Genomic DNA, 16,177 nt, shown 5'->3' on the forward strand with positions numbered 1-16,177 from the left:
AGAAGTTTCATCATGGGAGACACCAACGGAACGCAAGGCGTAGCCGTCAACGACGTGCCGGCATACCCGGACGTTCCAACCTATCTGAATGTCCTGGGGAGCCTGCACATCTGGGAAGGGGACGGGTGGAAGGCTGAATCGCTGTCATGGAAAAAGGGCGCCTACATTGCATCCAACCTCAGCGGCCTCCCCGAAATCACTTTCAGTGGCCCCCACGCCCAGGAGTTCCTTTCACGCCTCAGCATCAACAACGTGTACAAGTGGCCGATCGGCACCTCAAAGCACCTTGTCATGCTCGATGAAAACGGATGCATCGCCAATCACGCCCTCACAGTCCGGGACAGCGAGGAGTCCTTCCGCCAATTCGCTTCCATGCCCTGGCCCATGTTCAAGGCTCCTGATCTGGGTATCGACGTCGATATCAGCCTCAGGAACATCTTCCTGTTCCAAGTTGCCGGCCCCACGTCGCTGCAGGTTCTGGAACGGCTTCTGGGCGACCAGGTACGAAGCCTCAACTTTCTGGACGTCAAAAAAGTCAGCGTCCCTGGCATAGATGAGGCCGTGGAAATCGAGCTGTCTCGAATCGGAATGTCCGGCACCCTTGCCTATGAATTGAGGGGCCCACTCGAGCACGGCCCGGCCATCTTCGACGCCGTCTACCAAGCGGGTAAGGATTTCGGACTCAAGCGCCTTGGCTGGCGGACCTACGTCGTCAACCACACAGAAGGAGGGTTCCCACAGCAAGGGTGCACCTTCTTACCGGCCGCCTATGCCGATCCCGCATTTATCGCCCACCCCGTATTCGGTGCCGGAACACCGGTTTCAAATACCCCCGGAGGTCTGCCAGGCAGCCTCAGTCCTTTGGATATGAGGGCGCGGCTGAGGACTCCATATGAAGTGAACTGGGGCTGGATGGCCAAGTTCGATCACGATTTCATCGGCCGTGAAGCCTTGGAGGCCGAGTCGGCGAATCCCCAGCGCAAAACCGTGGTGCTCAAGTGGAACAAAGAAGATATCCTCGATGTTTTCGCCTCCCAATTTGAGGTCGGGGAAGAGTACAAACACTTCGAGTTCCCAACAACACCCCAATCCCCCGCAGGGGGGCACGCTGACCTCGTCACCAAAGACGGTAAGCCCGTGGGAGTCTCATCGCTGGCAGTCTATTCGTACTACTACCGCGAAATGATCTCGCACACGACCCTGGACCTTGACCAAGCACACATCGGCAATGAAGTCATCGTGCACTGGGGCGACCACGGATCCCGGATCAAACCCATCCGTGCAACGGTCGAACGCTTCCCATACCTCGACCTGCCGACCAACAAGGACTACGACATCGACGCAATTCCGGCCAGCGTGCCTGTCCATGAGTAGAACAAGGTACCCCGGCTTCCAAACAACAAACCCTAGCAGTTACCCGCTGCACAGAAGGTAAGAGCAAAACAATGAAAACCTTGCCCATCAGTCGCCAGCCCGAGGCCCGATCAACGTCTGACGCAACTTTCGTGAAAAAGGAGACGGTTGGACGTCTCCTGATACAGTGCCCCGATCGACCTGGAATAGTCAGCGCCGTCAGCAGTATCCTGTCGGACTTCGGGGCGAACATCGTCTCCCTGGACCAGCACTCCACCGACCCGACCGGCGGAGTATTCTTCCAACGCACCGAGTTCCACCTGGAACACTTCGGCGCCAGGCGCGCCGAGCTGGAGGAACAGATACAAGCGAAAATTGAGGCGCCCTACACCGCGGAATGGCAGCTGACCAGCGCCGCACAACGAAAACGCGTCGCGATTTTCGTATCCAAGACCGACCATTGCCTCCTTGACCTGCTGTGGAAGCAACGACGAGGTGAACTCCAGATTGACATTGCGATGGTTATCTCGAACCACTCAGACCTTGCCGAGGACGTTCGCTACTTCGGGATCCCATTTGTGCACGTTCCTTCGAACGCCCAGGATAAGAGCGCCATGGAGCGGACGCAACTGGAACTACTTCGCGGAAACGTCGACCTCATAGTGCTAGCCCGGTACATGCAGATCATCTCCGACAATTTTCTTCAAGAAGTCGGAGTCCCGCTGATCAACATTCATCATTCCTTCCTTCCGGCCTTCATCGGGGCAGGACCCTATCAGAAGGCGAAAGACCGGGGAGTGAAGATGATCGGTGCAACTGCGCACTACGTCACGGCTGATCTCGATGAGGGACCCATCATCGAGCAGGACGCTATCCGTGTTGACCATGCGGATTCCGCTCAAGAGCTGATGAGAAAGGGCGCTGACGTCGAACGGCGTGTGCTCACCAGGGCTGTCGCATGGCACTGCGACGACCGCATACTCCGGCATGGTAACCACACCGTGGTCTTCTGATCCCGATAGCCTTCGTGCGGACAGAACGAACGAAATTCGCGCCAATCAAATGACTGAGTTCCCGAGGAGTGTGTCGCTAATTAATTTTCGGCACACTCCTGGGACCGAAGTTAACTGGAACTTAAAGCCCTGGCGATGTTGGGGAGCGGGAAACAAAGTGGTAAAGCCAACGCTTCCTGGTTACGACCGCGCACATAGTCCCCTAGACGAGTAGGGAGATTCCTTAAATGGGCGCGTGGCAGGCATCCTCGACGGGACTGACTCCTTGCTGAGAGGCGACAATGATTTATGAAAACGTTGAATTTCACGTCCGCCATGAAAGCTTAGGCAATGTAGATACTTCCTTCGCCGCGACCAGACCCCTGCTGCTCGCGTCTGCCAAATGTCAAACGGCAGAGCTCTTTCAAAGTGTAAATGAGCCCGGGAGTTATCTACTTCGCCTAGGCTGGGAGAAGGCGGAGGACCGACCGGGCACGTTTCCCGGCCGTGTTCCAGCGACGGTGTTCACCCAGATGGTGACTACCTATGACATGTCACCACTACGGCAGTCAGTGCCTGGACCGGATCAGCAAGCGGCCGAAAGCTCCGGGAACGACACCATCCGCATAATGCCGTCAGCGAATGGCGAAGAAACGTGGGGCGCCCCCGCTCTGTCGCGAGTTCGAGAGGTTCTGATCTCCCTGGGGGAGGGCCATCTTAATCCAACCGAAGCCGAGAACTTCAGATATTTCTGCCGCCAACTTGCCCGTTACGATTCTACCCGCAGCAATCCCATCGTGAGCGTGGTGGACCATGTAGGCAATTATTGGCGCAACTGGCTTTTGATGATAACTCGCACAGGTCCTTACCGTCCTTCTACACTGCGGAAATTGCTAGCGGCCCTAGATCCGTCTCATCCCATTTCACAACGAATGCTCACACTCAACCTCAGAATGCTAGAGCGAGACGGCCTTATCGCACGCGATGTTATCGACGACGAACGTAGGCACGTGGAGTACTCATTGACCGTCCTTGGCCGAGGTTTATCCGACAGGCTCCTGTCGCTTATCGATTGGATAGACCAACACGCCGCGGAAATTGAAGCTTCCAACGCAGCATTCGGGGAATTACCAGTCGAAGCTTAGAGTCGCTTGATGACATAACAGCAGGCTCTACCCAACGAGGGACATCTCGTTGCGGCCCCCGTCTGATGGTCCGAACCGGAACTGCAGAAGCATAGTTCAGAAGCCCCTTCTGGAGCTCCTTCCCCTGCCCTTCTAAGGAGCCGATAATGAGGATTCCGTCAAGCTCCGGTGAAGTCCCGATGTGGCATAGCGAGGCCGGCTCACTCCAGCTTGGCGTGGCGCACATACTGGTAGACGGTCTCCCTGCTGATCCCGTAGTCACGGGCAAGGAGGGCTTTCGGAACACCAGTGCCAGCGCGCTGGACCAGTTCCGCGGCCCGTTCCGAAGTGAGGGTCTTTTTCCGCCCTTTGTAGGCGCCGCGCTGTTTGGTCAGGGCGATGCCTTCCCGCTAACGTTCCCTGATGAGGGAGCCGGCGAAGGCTCCCATTACGGAGAGCATGAGGTTGGACATGGGGGAGTCCTCGCCGGTGAAGACCAGGCTCTCCTTGACGAACTCCACCCGTACGCCTTTGCGGGTGAGGCCTTGAACGAGGCCACGTAGGTCATCGAGGTTGCGGGCGAGCCGGTCCATGCTGTGCACCACTACGGTGTCCCCGTCCCGGGCAAACCGCAATAGCTCGGTGAGCTGGGGCCTGGCCGTGACCCGGCCGGAGGCTTTGTCAGTGAAGATCCGGTCCAGAACCTGGCCTTCGAGCGGGCGTTTCTCGTTCTGGTCCACAGTGCTGACGCGCACGTACCCGATCCGCTGTCCGGCCACCGATTGCCTCCAACCCTGAACCCGGCAGGTTGAGTTCTAGGCTCGTCTCAGAAAGAAGTCAAGATTAGCCTCGAATTTTGTCAGGTTGGCGTGTACCAACCTGACGTCAGAGACATCCGTAGATTTGCGGCGAAGTTGCGTGTTCCACGGGTACGGCCTATGTCAGGCAGGCACTACGACGACCCCTTCGCGATAGTCGAAGGCGCGGCGTGCACTTCCGATGGTTATCCATAGGACAGTCTTATCCTCGGTGAATTCGTCCACAGTGGCTGGATATCGAAGGGACGAGCTTTCGGCTTCAACGGATCCCGCGAAGCCGCACGGCGCATGGCCGGCGGCAACTGCGGCGGGGTTATCATCAACATCGTCTCCACTGCCGGATTCACAGGGACAGCCCCAGGCCTCTCGGCCTACGTCGGATCCAAGCACGCCGTCCGCGGCATGACGAAGCAGATGGCGCTCGAATTCGCACCCCTCGGAATCCGTGTCCTCGGCGTCGCACCCACCTTTGTACCCACCGAAGGCAACATGGCCGCCGCGGCGGGGCACCCGTCAACGGAAGAATCGAGCCAGACCATGGCGGTGATGACCAACAGCCTCATCGGCCGCGTCGGGACCCCGGACGACATCGCGCGGATTGTCCTCTTCTGCGCGAGCGATCTGTCCACCATCATGACCGGAAGCACCCTCCTAGCCGACGCAGGGCAAACTATCTGAGCGCAACCTTCCACCACGACCTCAGCCCCTGTTCTGGTGCAATCCCCGCTCGTTCAGAAGAGTCGATAGTGGATCTTCCGTCAACCAAAAACGCCCTGACATGCGTCAGGTGATCTGCGGCTCGGATACGGCACCACGGGCTTCAACAGTCGGCTGCGGAGTGGAGGACCCGTTTTGGAATCCGGGTTTGGCCTTTTGACTCATGTCATGTCAAAGGGCAGTGTTTTATATGCAGTTTCCCGGTTCATGTTCCAGCCGGCGACGAGGCCGGAGCCGATCATTTGGTCGCTGAGGCGGGCGAGGCGGTAGGCGGGGTCGGTGTCGAGGGCTAGTTGGAGGAATTGGTGGGCTTTGCTGCCTTTGCCTTCCCACCAGTTGATGTAGCCGATGGCGGTGAGGACGGGTGCTGCGTGTTCTGCGCTGGTGCGGGTGTAGGCGTGGAGGAGTAGTTGCTGGGCCCATTCGATGCGTGACCATTGTGGGGCTGTGTCGGTCTGGGCGAACAGGACGTGCTGCATGGGTTCGTCCATGCCTGGGATGTCTGCGATGAGTCGGTCGCGGATAGTGGGGAACTGCAGGTTTGCAACCAGGGCGTGGCAGTCGTCGTCGCTCGGGAAAGTCTTGGAATCGAGCATGTCGGCCCAGAGCCTCCTGCCTTCCTGCAGCGCCGTCTCAGACTGTTGGGACCTGATGGCTTCCATGTGGTGTTCGACGGCGGTGGCCTTGGCTTCTGCCTGGCTGGTGGTTGGGAGGGTTATGCGATCGGTGGGTTCGATGAAGCTGCCGCGGTAGATGAATTCTGCGTTGATGGCGCTGGTTTGGGTGGAGCTGACGGGTAGGGCGAGGCTGGTGCCTGGTTCGCCGTCGTACGGGGAGAAAGCTGTGTCTCCGACCAAGAGTCCGTCCCGGATTGTGATGCCTTGTTCTGCGAGGACCCCGGTGAGTGCGGCGATGGTGGCGGCGTGGGGTTTGGCTGACCCGAGCCTACAGGGTTCGCTGGTGTAGACGGCAAAGAGGATGGACGCGGCGGTGGTGTCGCTGGTGAGGTAGTGGGCGACGGTGCGTGCATAGGCGAGTTCCTGGCCCGTCTGGCGGGGGAGGTCGATGCGGAGGGTTGCGCCGATGCTGTTGTCGTTCAGGGTGATGCAGACAAGGCTTTCCTGGGGCCAGAAGCCGAGGGTGTGCCCGATGAAGCTGAGGACATCTGATGGTGTTTTGATGGTGAGCTTTTCCATGATCCGTAATTCCCCTTACCCGTGCGTTGTTGTGTTTTCTGCGGTTGGTCGTGGGTGCCGTTCTGGTAGGGGACCATCCGCTGGGCTGAGGGGCCGGAGTGCAACTTGGGGGACCGGCCCTGGGGGCCGAAAACTTCCTGGTGGAGCGTGTGTCCTTCGTTCTGGAAGTTTTCGGTCGCCCGGGGTCGGCGCAGTAGCGCCCCGGTTGCGCGGAGGAACCGCCCAGCGATCATGGGACATAGCAGAATGACAGGCAGAGGTGATGCGTTTGCTTATCCATCGCCGGGCAATCGGCAGACTGCATGACTCCTGGCCGGCCCTCAAGTACGTGAAGTCGGGCGCTCGCCGTGCAGGTCAACGGGTCCGATAAGAAGCCCTAAATTGTGTGCGTCTGATGACGCCCAAAGCAGAGAAAACGGCAACTAATGCGCCGATGACGCAGACATTTAGCAAAGGCGATCGAACGCGTCCACGGGAACGCACTGCGGACCGGAATAGCTCCCGTATTCCTGCGCTCATATCAGTTCCGGCGGTCGGGCTCTCTGGCTAGGCCCCTGTTAGGATCGACGGCGACCGCCCTCTCGGTTGTAGCCGACCCGTTGTCCGAAGAAGTTTCAAGCGGTGAAAACCAGCCTGTTGACAATGTCAACACCCTTCGCCCCTGACTGGGTCGAACAGCCCTCGGACTGCTTCGAATTCCGCATGTTCCTAGAGTTTCCAGTGTTCGCAAGGGCGGGAATGCAGTTCGAGTCCCACCTCGGGCACGGCATTCCCCCTCGTCAGAGGGGGTTTTTGCTTTAACGCGTGTACATTGCCCTGGTTGGGTCCCTCTGACGCTGTTCCGTGGCTGGTGCCTGACCGCCGCGGTGGCCTGTTCGGTTGTGTGGGTGGCGGGTTTAGGGCTCTGGCTGGTGGGCCCTCCGTCTGCTGGGAGGTGGGGTCATTCGGTCTCCTTTCTGGGTTGTCCTGGTGGGCGTGGTTTGGCCTTGTACCTATTCATGCCGTGTGGTCCTGCTGACGACATGATCGGGGGGAGATTTTTGGAGACTTTTCGCCTCGACTCGCTGCAACCCGACACTTCACCACCTGGCAGAATCTCAACAGGCTCGTTTGAAGGCGCGGGCCTCGACCCAAAACAAGGAAGGCTGCATGTCACACGAGGCAAGGAAAACTGCCGCACTGCGGACACTGTCGCGGTTCGTGCTGCGCGCACGACTGGTCCAGGAACACTCGCTGGCGGATGACAAGAAGGCTCTTGAAGAGCACACGGCATGGAAGATGACATTCAGGCTCATCGTCAACCAAGTGACCGGTGAAAAGTCCGTGGAGCTGAAACCAGCTCCGTTGCTGCCCACGGAGCAGGTCGAATCTGCTGCGGCACGAGTTCGCCCCTTGTTTCTCAAGGAGGACGGGGTTCATTACGACAAAGTTCTCAACGCGCTGGCCGAGGTCGTAGGGGCGTCTCCGGGTCACAAGAAGGAAGTGGAAACGCTCAGGTCTAAGTTCAGGGGTGCGGACCCCGACTACCCTGGAGGCAGACCCAGAGCACCACGATCCGAGCCGAGCATGTCGAACAAAGAAGTCGCCGGGGCCTGGCTGTACGGCCATCTGCTCCACGAGGACGAAGTCCGCTGGAACTTCCGGAAGAACTGTTCACGTCGCCGGTGACAGTTTCGGCCAAGGAATGGGTACCGCGCGGAAAAGTCACGGCCTACGTCGCCGATGTGGGCACACCGATGCCGTCGAGCCTTGATGAGCCGCTGCCCAGCGACTGGAGAGATGTCCATGACGAGTTCGGAGTGAGGGAAGTCGGCGCAGGCGAGCTTGAAGGCTAGTTCGCGAGCCTCGCCGAAAACGAACGCGAGCTCATCAACGAACGGGTGAAGGCCGGGATTCCGGCGATCAAGGCACGGCGTGCTGCTCGCGAAGCCGGCACCCAAGGCGTAGACCGTGGAGAACAACGTTCGGCTGTGCCGGCAGATGATGTCGGGTGGCATACCTGCTGTTCGGGCACGGCCGATCGGCCGTGCCGGAGGCGCCATGTGCTTCAGGCTCCGGACACCGTGCCGGTGGCCGGGGTGCGGACTACCTGCCCGGCGTAGGAGAATCCGCCGCCGAAACCGAACAGCAGAACGGGGCTGTCGGGCGGAAGCTGTCCGCTACGCACCAGCCTGGCAAGGGCGATCGGGATACTGGCCGAGGACGTGTTCCCCGAGGTGACGACGTCACGTGCGGTGATCTCACGGGAGATTCCGAGTTGATCGGCGAGGGGCTCGATGATGCGCAGGTTGGCCTGGTGCGGGACGAACCCTGCGAGCTCGTCCGGCCGGATGCCGGCGATCTCGCAGGTTTTCCGGGCCAGCGTGGCGGCCTCGCTGATGGCCCAGCGGAACACGGACATGCCTTCCTGCTGGAAACGGAGTTTGGGTTCTTCGATCCTGACCGCGTGGGACAGTTCGGGGACTGATCCCCAGTGGACTGGTCCGATCCCCGGAGTTGGTGAGGCGGTGAGCACGAGGGCGCCGGCACCGTCACCGACGAGTACGCAGGTGGTCCTGTCGGTCCAGTCCGTGAAGTCACTGAGCTTCTCGGCCCCGATGACCAGGGCGGTGTTGGCGGCCCCGGAACGGATGGCCTGGTCAGCGACGGCAAGGGCGTGCGTGAACCCCGAGCAGGCGGCGTTAAGGTCGAACACGGCAGGGTTACGGGCACCCAGCGCGGCCGAGACCCGCCCGGCGGTGCTCGGGGAGCGGTCCAGTGCGGTCACGGTAGCAACGACGACCAGGTCCAGATCCGCGGCTTCGATCCCGGCATGTTGAAGGGCGTCCCGCCCGGCCTGGGTGGCCATGTCCGCGACGGATTCGGTATCGGCGATGCGGCGTTCCTGGATCCCGACCCTGCTGCGGATCCATTCATCGGTGGTATCCACGATTTGGCTCAGTTCCTCGTTATCCAGGATCCTTGCGGGCTGGTACGAGCCGACCCCTGCGATCCGGGAGCCCCGGCCTGTTGAGGGTTTTGGTGCGGGCACGGTCGGTGCTGTCATGTTTTGCTCCTGAATATCGGGACCGGTCGGGCGGGGCTTATGAGGCGGGGCAATGCAGAATGCGGGCAGTAAGGGATGGGTAGTGCAGGTTCCGGGAGCGGGCTGTCCGTCAGGGGTGTTCCCGCAGTGTGTTGAAAAGTTCAGAAAGGCTCATGCCCGCCGCCGCCGCAGCATCGGCGGGCGGCACTTGGGCGGCCATGGCCCGGCACAAGGCCAAAACCAGGCCGGATGCCTCCGTTCCGGAACCATAGTGTTCGGACAAAGCAGGTTTGGTGCAGTCGGGTGCGGGGACGGCATGACCGTGCGCTGGCAGGTAGTCGCCCCGGGCCGCGGCTGCCTCGATACTTTTCAGGTGGTAGTCCATTGCTTCCTTGTCCCCAGTGTTTTCTTGCTCTCCTGGGCGTGGGTGCGGGTTGGGCGTTTACGATGCCGTAGGCGGGGACTGTGCCGGGGCGGCCGGGCTGCGGGCCAGAACGACGTTGTCCAGCGCGGGGCGGCGGGAACTGGGAACGGGACGGGACCGGGTCTCGGCCGTTTTAACCTGCAGTCCGGCCCGTCTGGCCCAGCCGGCCACACGGGCGCTGTCATGCAGCGCGGCTGCGTTCCGTGGCCCGGAGGCGCTTTCGCGGGGGTCGACGGGGCCGTGGCCGATGTACAGGAACAGCCCGCCGGGGGCCAGGCCCGGGGCAGTGCGGGCGATGACGCGTTCGAGGTCGGGGCCGGGCAGATGGAGGAAGGCGGCCAGAACAAGGTCCAGGCTTCCGCGTGCCGGTGCGCAGGTGGTGACGTCGGCGACGGACCAGGTGATCAGGTCCGTGACGCCTTCGGCGAAGGCGCGCCCGCGCCCGATATCCAGGGCTGCGGCGGAAAAGTCCATGGCTGTCACGTGCCAGCCGCGTCCGGCAAGCCACACGGCGTTGCGGCCGTCGCCGGCCCCCAGATCCAGGGCCCGTCCGGGGGCAAGCCCGTTCAGCATGGCGCGGACCGAGGAGCTTGCCGGCGCCCAGCTGAGGTCGTTCTCCGTGTACCAGCGGTTCCAGGCTTCCGCGTCCGTGGGGTACCCGGTCCCTCCGGGCCTGGAGTGCTTCCACGCCGGCAGCGGTATGCCGTCCACGCTCATGGCAGGCTCCTGCCCGGGCGCAGCGCTGTTGCCCCTGCGGGCCGGCACTGTGAGTTGTTGCGCCGTCGGAACGCGTCGATCCCGGCGGGGATGCCGACGGTCGGGCGGGTCAGTACCGCCGCGGCCAGCCGGGCCGGGTTCGTGGGCCCCGCGAAAAGTGCCGGGAGGTCGAACAGCAGAAGGGCCCCGAGTCCGAAACCCAGCAGGTATTGCGGCAGACGGTCCGGTTCGGTCCGGGATTCCAGGGGTGCTGTTGGCGGCAAAGGATGCTCCTGGTCATTCAGCGGACCGTGGTGCGGCCGGGAGTGGCTGCCGCGACCGGGCCCCGGTCGGGATCCTGGCCGGCGTCGGGTGTTTTGTCCCGTGCGGGGGTTTGGGCGGCGCGGGCGGCCCTGGCGCGAGCGACGTGGCTGCGGGCGTGTTCCACGGCCGGGGGCAATTCCGCGAAGAGGTGTTTGTGGTGGCGCAGGGATTCCAGAACGCCGACCTTGGTGACCAGGGCCAGGTGGCGTTCCTGGATGCCTTTGATCAGCACGGTGATGCCGCGGCGTTCGAGGGCGTTGACGATGTCGGTGACGACCCTGGCCCCTGTTGCGTCCAGGGTCTGGAGCTGTGACATGCGGACGATGACGACGTCGACATTGCGGATAGCGCTGACCCGGTCCAGGACACGTTCGGCCGCGGCGAAAAACAGCGCTCCGTCGAGCCGGAACACGGCGATGTGTTCGTCCCCGTCCTGGACCGGGCCGGGGATCTCTTCGCGGTGCACGCCGCTGGACTTGACCAAGGCGCGCAGGGCGAAGAACGAGGCGACGGCGATGCCGATTGCGACTGCCTCGATGAGGTCGAAGGACACGGTGATCAGCGCGGTGACGAAGAACACGACGGTGTCGGCCCGCGTCGAGCCAATGACGCTGCGCAGCGTGGTGGGGGAGACCATGCGTGCGGCGGTGACCATCAGGACCCCGGCCAGGGCGGCGAGCGGGATACGCGCGACCGGGCCGGTGGCGAGGTAGACCACGGCCAGCAGCACCACGGCATGGGTGACGGCGGCGAGCCGGGTCCTGCCGCCTGAGCGGATGTTCACCGCGGTGCGGGCAATGGCCCCGGTGGCGGGCATGCCACCGAAGAACCCGGATGCGACGGAGGCCAGGCCCTGTCCCAGAAGCTCACGGTCGGCGTCGTAAGGGCCGGTATCGGAGATCGACGCGGCAACCCGGGCCGAGAGCAGCGACTCGATTGCTGCCAGAGCCGCGATGGTTGCGGCCGGCCCGGCAAGGGCAGCCACGGTGCCCCAGTCCAGGGCGGGGATAACCGGGGCCGGCAGGGTGTCGGGCAGGGTGCCGATCCGGGCCACCGGCAGGTCCAGCACCTGGGCGGCGATGCTGGCGACGATGATCGCGATCAGCGAGCCCGGGATCTGCGGGTGGATCCGGGGTGCGGCGATCATGATGACGGCGACAAGTGCCACCAGTGCCAGCGGGGCAAGGAGGGCGGCGGGGGACGCCGTTGTGAGTCCCTGGACGGCAGAGACGGCGGCGTTGCTGCTCGGTCCGGCTTTGACGCCGAAGGCGGCGGGGACCTGCTGGAGGAAGATGATCATGGCAATCCCGAGCGTGAACCCCTCGATCACCGGCCAGGGCAGCAGGGTCACGACCCGGCCGAGCTTGAGCACACCGGCGGCGACCACGATGACCCCTGCCAGGACGGCAACCGCGGCCAGGGCACCGACGCCCTGCGTGGCGATGACGGGACCCAGGACGACGACCATCGCTCCGGTCGGGCCGGAAACCTGGATGTTGGAACCACCGAAAACGGCGGCGACGATGCCGGCGATCACGGCGGTGATCAGTCCGCTGGCCGCTCCGGCGCCGGAGCTGACCCCGAAGGCCAGCGCCAGCGGGAGGGCGACGATACCCACGGTGACCCCGGCGATGAGGTCCCCTTTCCAGGTGCGGGGCAGATCCGCATAGTCCCTCCGGCCGGGCAGAAGCGCCCGGGCCGCGGTCAGGGCCTTCATCGTGAGCTGCCGGAGGCCGCAGCCAGCGGGGACGCAGCGGCCGGAGACGTGGCCTCGGAATGTTCGAGCTGCTCGCGTGTGGTTTGCAGCATGTCGTTGAGCAGCAGACGTGCCACGGACAGCAGGTCAGCGACCTGCGGGTACGCCAGGGAATAGAACATCTGCAGGGCCCTGCGTTCGCCCTTCACCAGGTGGTAACGGCGCAGCACGGACAGATGCTGGGACAGATGCGAGGCCTCCAGACCTGTCGCGGCGAGCATGTCAGTTACCGATACCTCGGGCGCCGCGGAGAGCAGCTCCAGCACCCTGATCCGCACGGGATGCGCCAGACCCTTGAAAAGATTGGCCTTCACTTCATATAACGGTGCCCGGAAATCCGAAAACTCGTCCATGTCTGCCTCCCGGGCTCTCACTACGAACCTCTGCTTGACTATTTGATGCTTCTATCATCCAATATAACAGGGGATGGACCAGTCTGCCCCTGCCGGGCCCCGGCTTCCGCGGACCGGACGGCCACTTCACGCCGGACCAGGGCATCCGCAGGTACTCTTGCCCGGCACCATAATGCCGCGTCATGCCGCGGCCTTCGGACTCGATGCCCGGACCCTGCCCCAAGGCCCGGGCAGCGGCCCGGACGGCGGGCGGCGTGATGCGGCCGCTGCCGGCACCCGGACAAGGCCGGTCCGCGCCCGTTCCTGCCCCCGTGCCTCCGGCTCCGCTTATCGCCGGGGTGTCGGTGGACACCTCCGGCCCGGACGTGCGCGTGTAGTTCGAACTGACCAGGCCGGCAGGCAAGGGGAGCTACCTGTTGGGGCTCCTTGCCGGCGCCGGGGAACGGGCCATGATCCGGCACCTCACGTTCACCCTCCGGGACGGGCTCGTCACCGGCCTGTCCACTTACGATTTCGGGACCGTCACCCGCACGGTGCATCCCCGCGGCGGCGCGTCCTGCGAGGGTGTTTCCGTTACGGCGCTCTTCCCGCGGGCCTCCCTGGCCGGGCTGGGGGAGGAACGCCGCATCACCGCGTACAGCTCCCTCAACGGAGGAACTCCAGACGGAGGTTCCCCTCACCCGGGTGGTGACGGGAGGCCTCAAGGTATGAGCGGATGGCCCGCGGATTTTCGCGGCACGACCCGTGTGCCGGCACCGCCCGGGACCATGGAGTCCTCTTCACGAGGGAACCGGCAGGCAGCGCCGCTGCCGTGGAGAAACAGCTCGATGCCCATCTGGGGCAGTGCGGCGGCCCGCGTCAATGGACCGCGGCGCAAGGCTCGCCGACGCCGCGCCGGGGACCGAAGCATTCGGAGGACTCCGCGCCGGGCCGGAGGGCGCCTCAGGGTCGAAGCCGGTCCTTGCATCGGCACCGTCCTGGTCCGGGACCCCGCCGCGCCTGCTGCACAACGGCTACCCCGTCGTCCACCTGGCCGAAAACACCGACCTAGACATCAGCGCGCTCGCCCGGTCGGGCCTGGAAACCGGCGCCCCGGACCTCAGGACCGTCCTGCCATGCGCCGAACGTCTGACGCCGAGACCCTAAATTTAAATTCAGGCCGATGCCTGCCGTTGCTGGTGAAGGCATGCCCGCCCCGGCAGGGATACCGGGGACGGCGCTGCACGTCTGCCGCGGTAGTTCCCGGTTCCGTCGGGTGATCTGCCTCGCTTCTCTCCACGGGGTGCTGAGCCGTGTTCAGACCTTCCTGCCGTCCTCCGTCCGCGACGGCGGTGCCACAGGGACTATTATATAAATTGATGTATTCATCAAATAGTAAATAACCTGAGGCCCCTGGCCCCCTTCGAGGGACCCGCAGCCGCTCCTGAACTCCTATTGGCCTCCGGCTGCGATGCTCCGATGAACCACCCATCACCGTCTAGGATCATCCCCGCCAACGCCACAAAGCGCGGGGGAAGGAAGAGAAGCTTGCCAAACACCACACAGTCCACCGCCATGGATACCGCCCCGGCCGCACTGGCCCGGCTTTCGGACTGGGTCGGCGAAGTTGCTGGCCTGACCCAGCCGGACCGCATCCACTGGGTCAACGGCTCCGACGCCGAATACCGCCAGATCACCGACGGGCTCGTTGCGGCCGGAACCCTGGTCCGCCTGGACGCGGACAGGTTTCACAACTCGTTTGCCGCCTTCTCCGACCCCAAGGACGTTGCCCGGGTCGAAGAGCAGACCTACATCTGCTCCGAACACGAACGCGACGCCGGCTTTACCAACAACTGGATGGCGCCGGCACAGATGAAGGAGAAGCTGAACGGGCTCTTCCGCGGCGCCATGCGGGGACGCACCATGTACGTGATTCCGTTCGTGATGGGCCACCTCGACGCCGAGGACCCCAAGTTCGGCGTTGAGATCACCGACAGCGCCTACGTCGTCGCCTCCATGCGCATAATGGCCCACACCGGTTCCGAAGTCCTGGCCAAAATGGTCGAACTTGACGCGGACTTCGTCCCCGCACTGCACTCCGTCGGTGCACCGCTGGAGCCGGGGCAGCAGGATGTCAGCTGGCCCTGCAATGACGACAAATGGATCGTCCACTTCCCTGAGGAAAATGCCATCTGGTCCTACGGGTCCGGGTACGGAGGCAACGCGCTGCTGGGCAAGAAATGCTACTCACTGCGCATCGCGTCCGCGATGTCCCGGCAGGAGGGCTGGCTCGCGGAGCACATGCTCATCCTCAAACTCACCAGCCCGGAGCAGAAGGCCTACTACATCTCCGCCGCGTTTCCCTCGGCCTGCGGCAAGACCAACCTCGCGCTGCTGAACCCCACAGTGGACGGCTGGAAAGTGGAAACCCTCGGAGACGACATCGCTTGGATCCGTGTCGGAAAGGACGGGGAACTGCGGGCCACCAACCCGGAGGCGGGCCTCTTCGGCGTTGCACCCGGCACCGGATGGCACACCAACCCCAACGCGATGGACGCCATCGCCAAGGGCAACACCATTTTCACCAACGTGGCTCTCACCGATGACGGCGGCGTCTGGTGGGAAGGCATGACCCGGGACACCCCGGAACACCTGACCGACTGGACGGGCCAGGACTGGACGCCGGGCTCCGGCAGGCCCGCGGCCCATCCCAACTCGCGGTTCTGCACCCCCATCAGCCAGGTCGATATCCTGGCCGAGGAATACTACCAACCCCAGGGCGTGCCGCTCTCGGCCATCTTCTTCGGTGGGCGCCGGAAGACAACCATCCCCCTGGTCACCGAGTCCAGGGACTGGGTGGGCGGTGTTTTCATGGGGTCGACGCTGTCCTCTGAGACCACAGCGGCTGCCGCCGGCCAAGTCGGGGTCGTCCGCCGCGATCCGATGGCCATGCTCCCCTTCATCGGCTACGACGCCGGAAACTACCTCAACCACTGGCTGGAGATCGGCCGGGCAGCCAATCCCGCCACATTGCCCCGGATCTTCCTCGTCAATTGGTTCCGCCGCGACAGCGATGGTGGCTTCCTGTGGCCCGGATTCGGAGACAACTCCCGCGTCCTGAAATGGGCCATCGAACGGCTCGAGGGGACAGCCGCTGCCATTGAAACTCCCATCGGCTTCGTTCCCGCACCGGAGTCCCTCGACGTCGAAGGCCTCGATGTCACCCGCGGACACCTCAGTGCCGCCCTGGCGGTCGATTCACAGGAATGGGCCCAGGAAATCGACAGCATCGATCAGTGGTACGCCCGGTTCGGTGACTCGCTGCCCCCCGAACTGCCGGCCGAGCTGCAACGCGTCAAAAACCGATTCGCTGCCCGCCGGGGGACGCCGCGCATCAGCTCCCGATAGGAGCCAGGGGTG

At 63.4% G+C, this 16,177-nt stretch carries 15 protein-coding genes and 1 pseudogene; 8 read left to right on the top strand and 8 right to left on the bottom strand.

Annotated elements, in window-relative coordinates:
• Nucleotides 1-12 precede the first annotated feature (12 nt).
• The 3 genes from AC1DZV_RS00615 to AC1DZV_RS00625 all read left to right on the top strand — a co-directional run bounded on the left by AC1DZV_RS00615 (nucleotide 13) and on the right by AC1DZV_RS00625 (nucleotide 3,490).
• On the top strand, nucleotides 13-1,374 hold the full coding sequence (locus AC1DZV_RS00615) for a hypothetical protein (RefSeq protein WP_476946734.1): 1,362 nt from the start codon (nucleotides 13-15) through the stop codon (nucleotides 1,372-1,374).
• 131 nt (nucleotides 1,375-1,505) lie between these two features.
• A complete protein-coding gene (gene purU, locus AC1DZV_RS00620; protein WP_476868242.1) occupies nucleotides 1,506-2,366 on the top strand; it encodes a formyltetrahydrofolate deformylase in 861 nt (286 codons plus the stop codon).
• A 608-nt stretch (nucleotides 2,367-2,974) separates the two neighbouring features.
• On the top strand, nucleotides 2,975-3,490 hold the full coding sequence (locus AC1DZV_RS00625) for a winged helix-turn-helix transcriptional regulator (protein ID WP_476946742.1): 516 nt from the start codon (nucleotides 2,975-2,977) through the stop codon (nucleotides 3,488-3,490).
• 200 nt (nucleotides 3,491-3,690) lie between these two features.
• Here the strand turns inward: AC1DZV_RS00625 and AC1DZV_RS00630 are convergent.
• Nucleotides 3,691-4,248: pseudogene (locus AC1DZV_RS00630) on the bottom strand (recombinase family protein).
• 273 nt (nucleotides 4,249-4,521) lie between these two features.
• Between AC1DZV_RS00630 and AC1DZV_RS00635 the strand changes: the two are divergent.
• Complete coding sequence (locus AC1DZV_RS00635; RefSeq protein ID WP_476952831.1) at nucleotides 4,522-4,965, top strand: SDR family NAD(P)-dependent oxidoreductase; 444 nt, start codon at nucleotides 4,522-4,524, stop codon at nucleotides 4,963-4,965.
• Nucleotides 4,966-5,165: 200 nt separating this feature from the next.
• Here AC1DZV_RS00635 and AC1DZV_RS00640 read toward each other — a convergent pair whose 3' ends face one another.
• Nucleotides 5,166-6,200 carry a DUF4192 domain-containing protein gene (locus tag AC1DZV_RS00640; RefSeq protein ID WP_476952684.1) on the bottom strand — a complete coding sequence of 345 codons (1,035 nt, stop codon included), beginning with the start codon at nucleotides 6,198-6,200 and terminating at the stop codon, nucleotides 5,166-5,168.
• Between the two features lie 1,149 nt (nucleotides 6,201-7,349).
• Here AC1DZV_RS00640 and AC1DZV_RS00645 point away from each other — a divergent pair.
• The gene (locus tag AC1DZV_RS00645) at nucleotides 7,350-7,868 is read left to right on the top strand and encodes a hypothetical protein (RefSeq protein WP_476952685.1); all 519 of its coding nucleotides are present in this window, start codon (nucleotides 7,350-7,352) and stop codon (nucleotides 7,866-7,868) included.
• A complete protein-coding gene (locus tag AC1DZV_RS00650) occupies nucleotides 7,865-8,035 on the top strand; it encodes a hypothetical protein (protein WP_476952430.1) in 171 nt (56 codons plus the stop codon). The genes AC1DZV_RS00645 and AC1DZV_RS00650 overlap by 4 nt, the downstream gene beginning before the upstream one ends.
• A gap of 212 nt (nucleotides 8,036-8,247) precedes the next feature.
• Here the strand turns inward: AC1DZV_RS00650 and AC1DZV_RS00655 are convergent, their stop codons facing one another.
• From AC1DZV_RS00655 to AC1DZV_RS00680, 6 genes are all read right to left on the bottom strand, one after another.
• Nucleotides 8,248-9,246, bottom strand: a complete 999-nt coding sequence (locus tag AC1DZV_RS00655; RefSeq protein ID WP_476951327.1) for a beta-ketoacyl-ACP synthase III — start codon at nucleotides 9,244-9,246, stop codon at nucleotides 8,248-8,250.
• A gap of 109 nt (nucleotides 9,247-9,355) precedes the next feature.
• Nucleotides 9,356-9,610, bottom strand: a complete 255-nt coding sequence (locus tag AC1DZV_RS00660; protein WP_476951326.1) for a hypothetical protein — start codon at nucleotides 9,608-9,610, stop codon at nucleotides 9,356-9,358.
• 57 nt (nucleotides 9,611-9,667) lie between these two features.
• Nucleotides 9,668-10,366, bottom strand: a complete 699-nt coding sequence (locus tag AC1DZV_RS00665; protein ID WP_476951325.1) for a class I SAM-dependent methyltransferase — start codon at nucleotides 10,364-10,366, stop codon at nucleotides 9,668-9,670.
• The gene (locus AC1DZV_RS00670; RefSeq protein ID WP_476951324.1) at nucleotides 10,363-10,629 is read right to left on the bottom strand and encodes a hypothetical protein; all 267 of its coding nucleotides are present in this window, start codon (nucleotides 10,627-10,629) and stop codon (nucleotides 10,363-10,365) included. The genes AC1DZV_RS00665 and AC1DZV_RS00670 overlap by 4 nt, the downstream gene beginning before the upstream one ends.
• Nucleotides 10,630-10,646: 17 nt before the next feature.
• On the bottom strand, nucleotides 10,647-12,386 hold the full coding sequence (locus AC1DZV_RS00675; RefSeq protein ID WP_476952686.1) for a SulP family inorganic anion transporter: 1,740 nt from the start codon (nucleotides 12,384-12,386) through the stop codon (nucleotides 10,647-10,649).
• Nucleotides 12,383-12,778, bottom strand: coding sequence for an ArsR/SmtB family transcription factor (locus AC1DZV_RS00680; protein ID WP_476951322.1), 396 nt, complete (start codon nucleotides 12,776-12,778; stop codon nucleotides 12,383-12,385). The genes AC1DZV_RS00675 and AC1DZV_RS00680 overlap by 4 nt, the downstream gene beginning before the upstream one ends.
• 861 nt (nucleotides 12,779-13,639) lie before the next feature.
• Here AC1DZV_RS00680 and AC1DZV_RS00685 point away from each other — a divergent pair.
• A complete protein-coding gene (locus AC1DZV_RS00685; RefSeq protein WP_476952687.1) occupies nucleotides 13,640-13,924 on the top strand; it encodes a hypothetical protein in 285 nt (94 codons plus the stop codon).
• A gap of 381 nt (nucleotides 13,925-14,305) precedes the next feature.
• A complete protein-coding gene (locus AC1DZV_RS00690; protein ID WP_476952688.1) occupies nucleotides 14,306-16,165 on the top strand; it encodes a phosphoenolpyruvate carboxykinase (GTP) in 1,860 nt (619 codons plus the stop codon).
• Nucleotides 16,166-16,177: the final 12 nt, after the last annotated feature.

It is taken from the genome of Arthrobacter sp. P1_D12, from assembly GCF_056406175.1.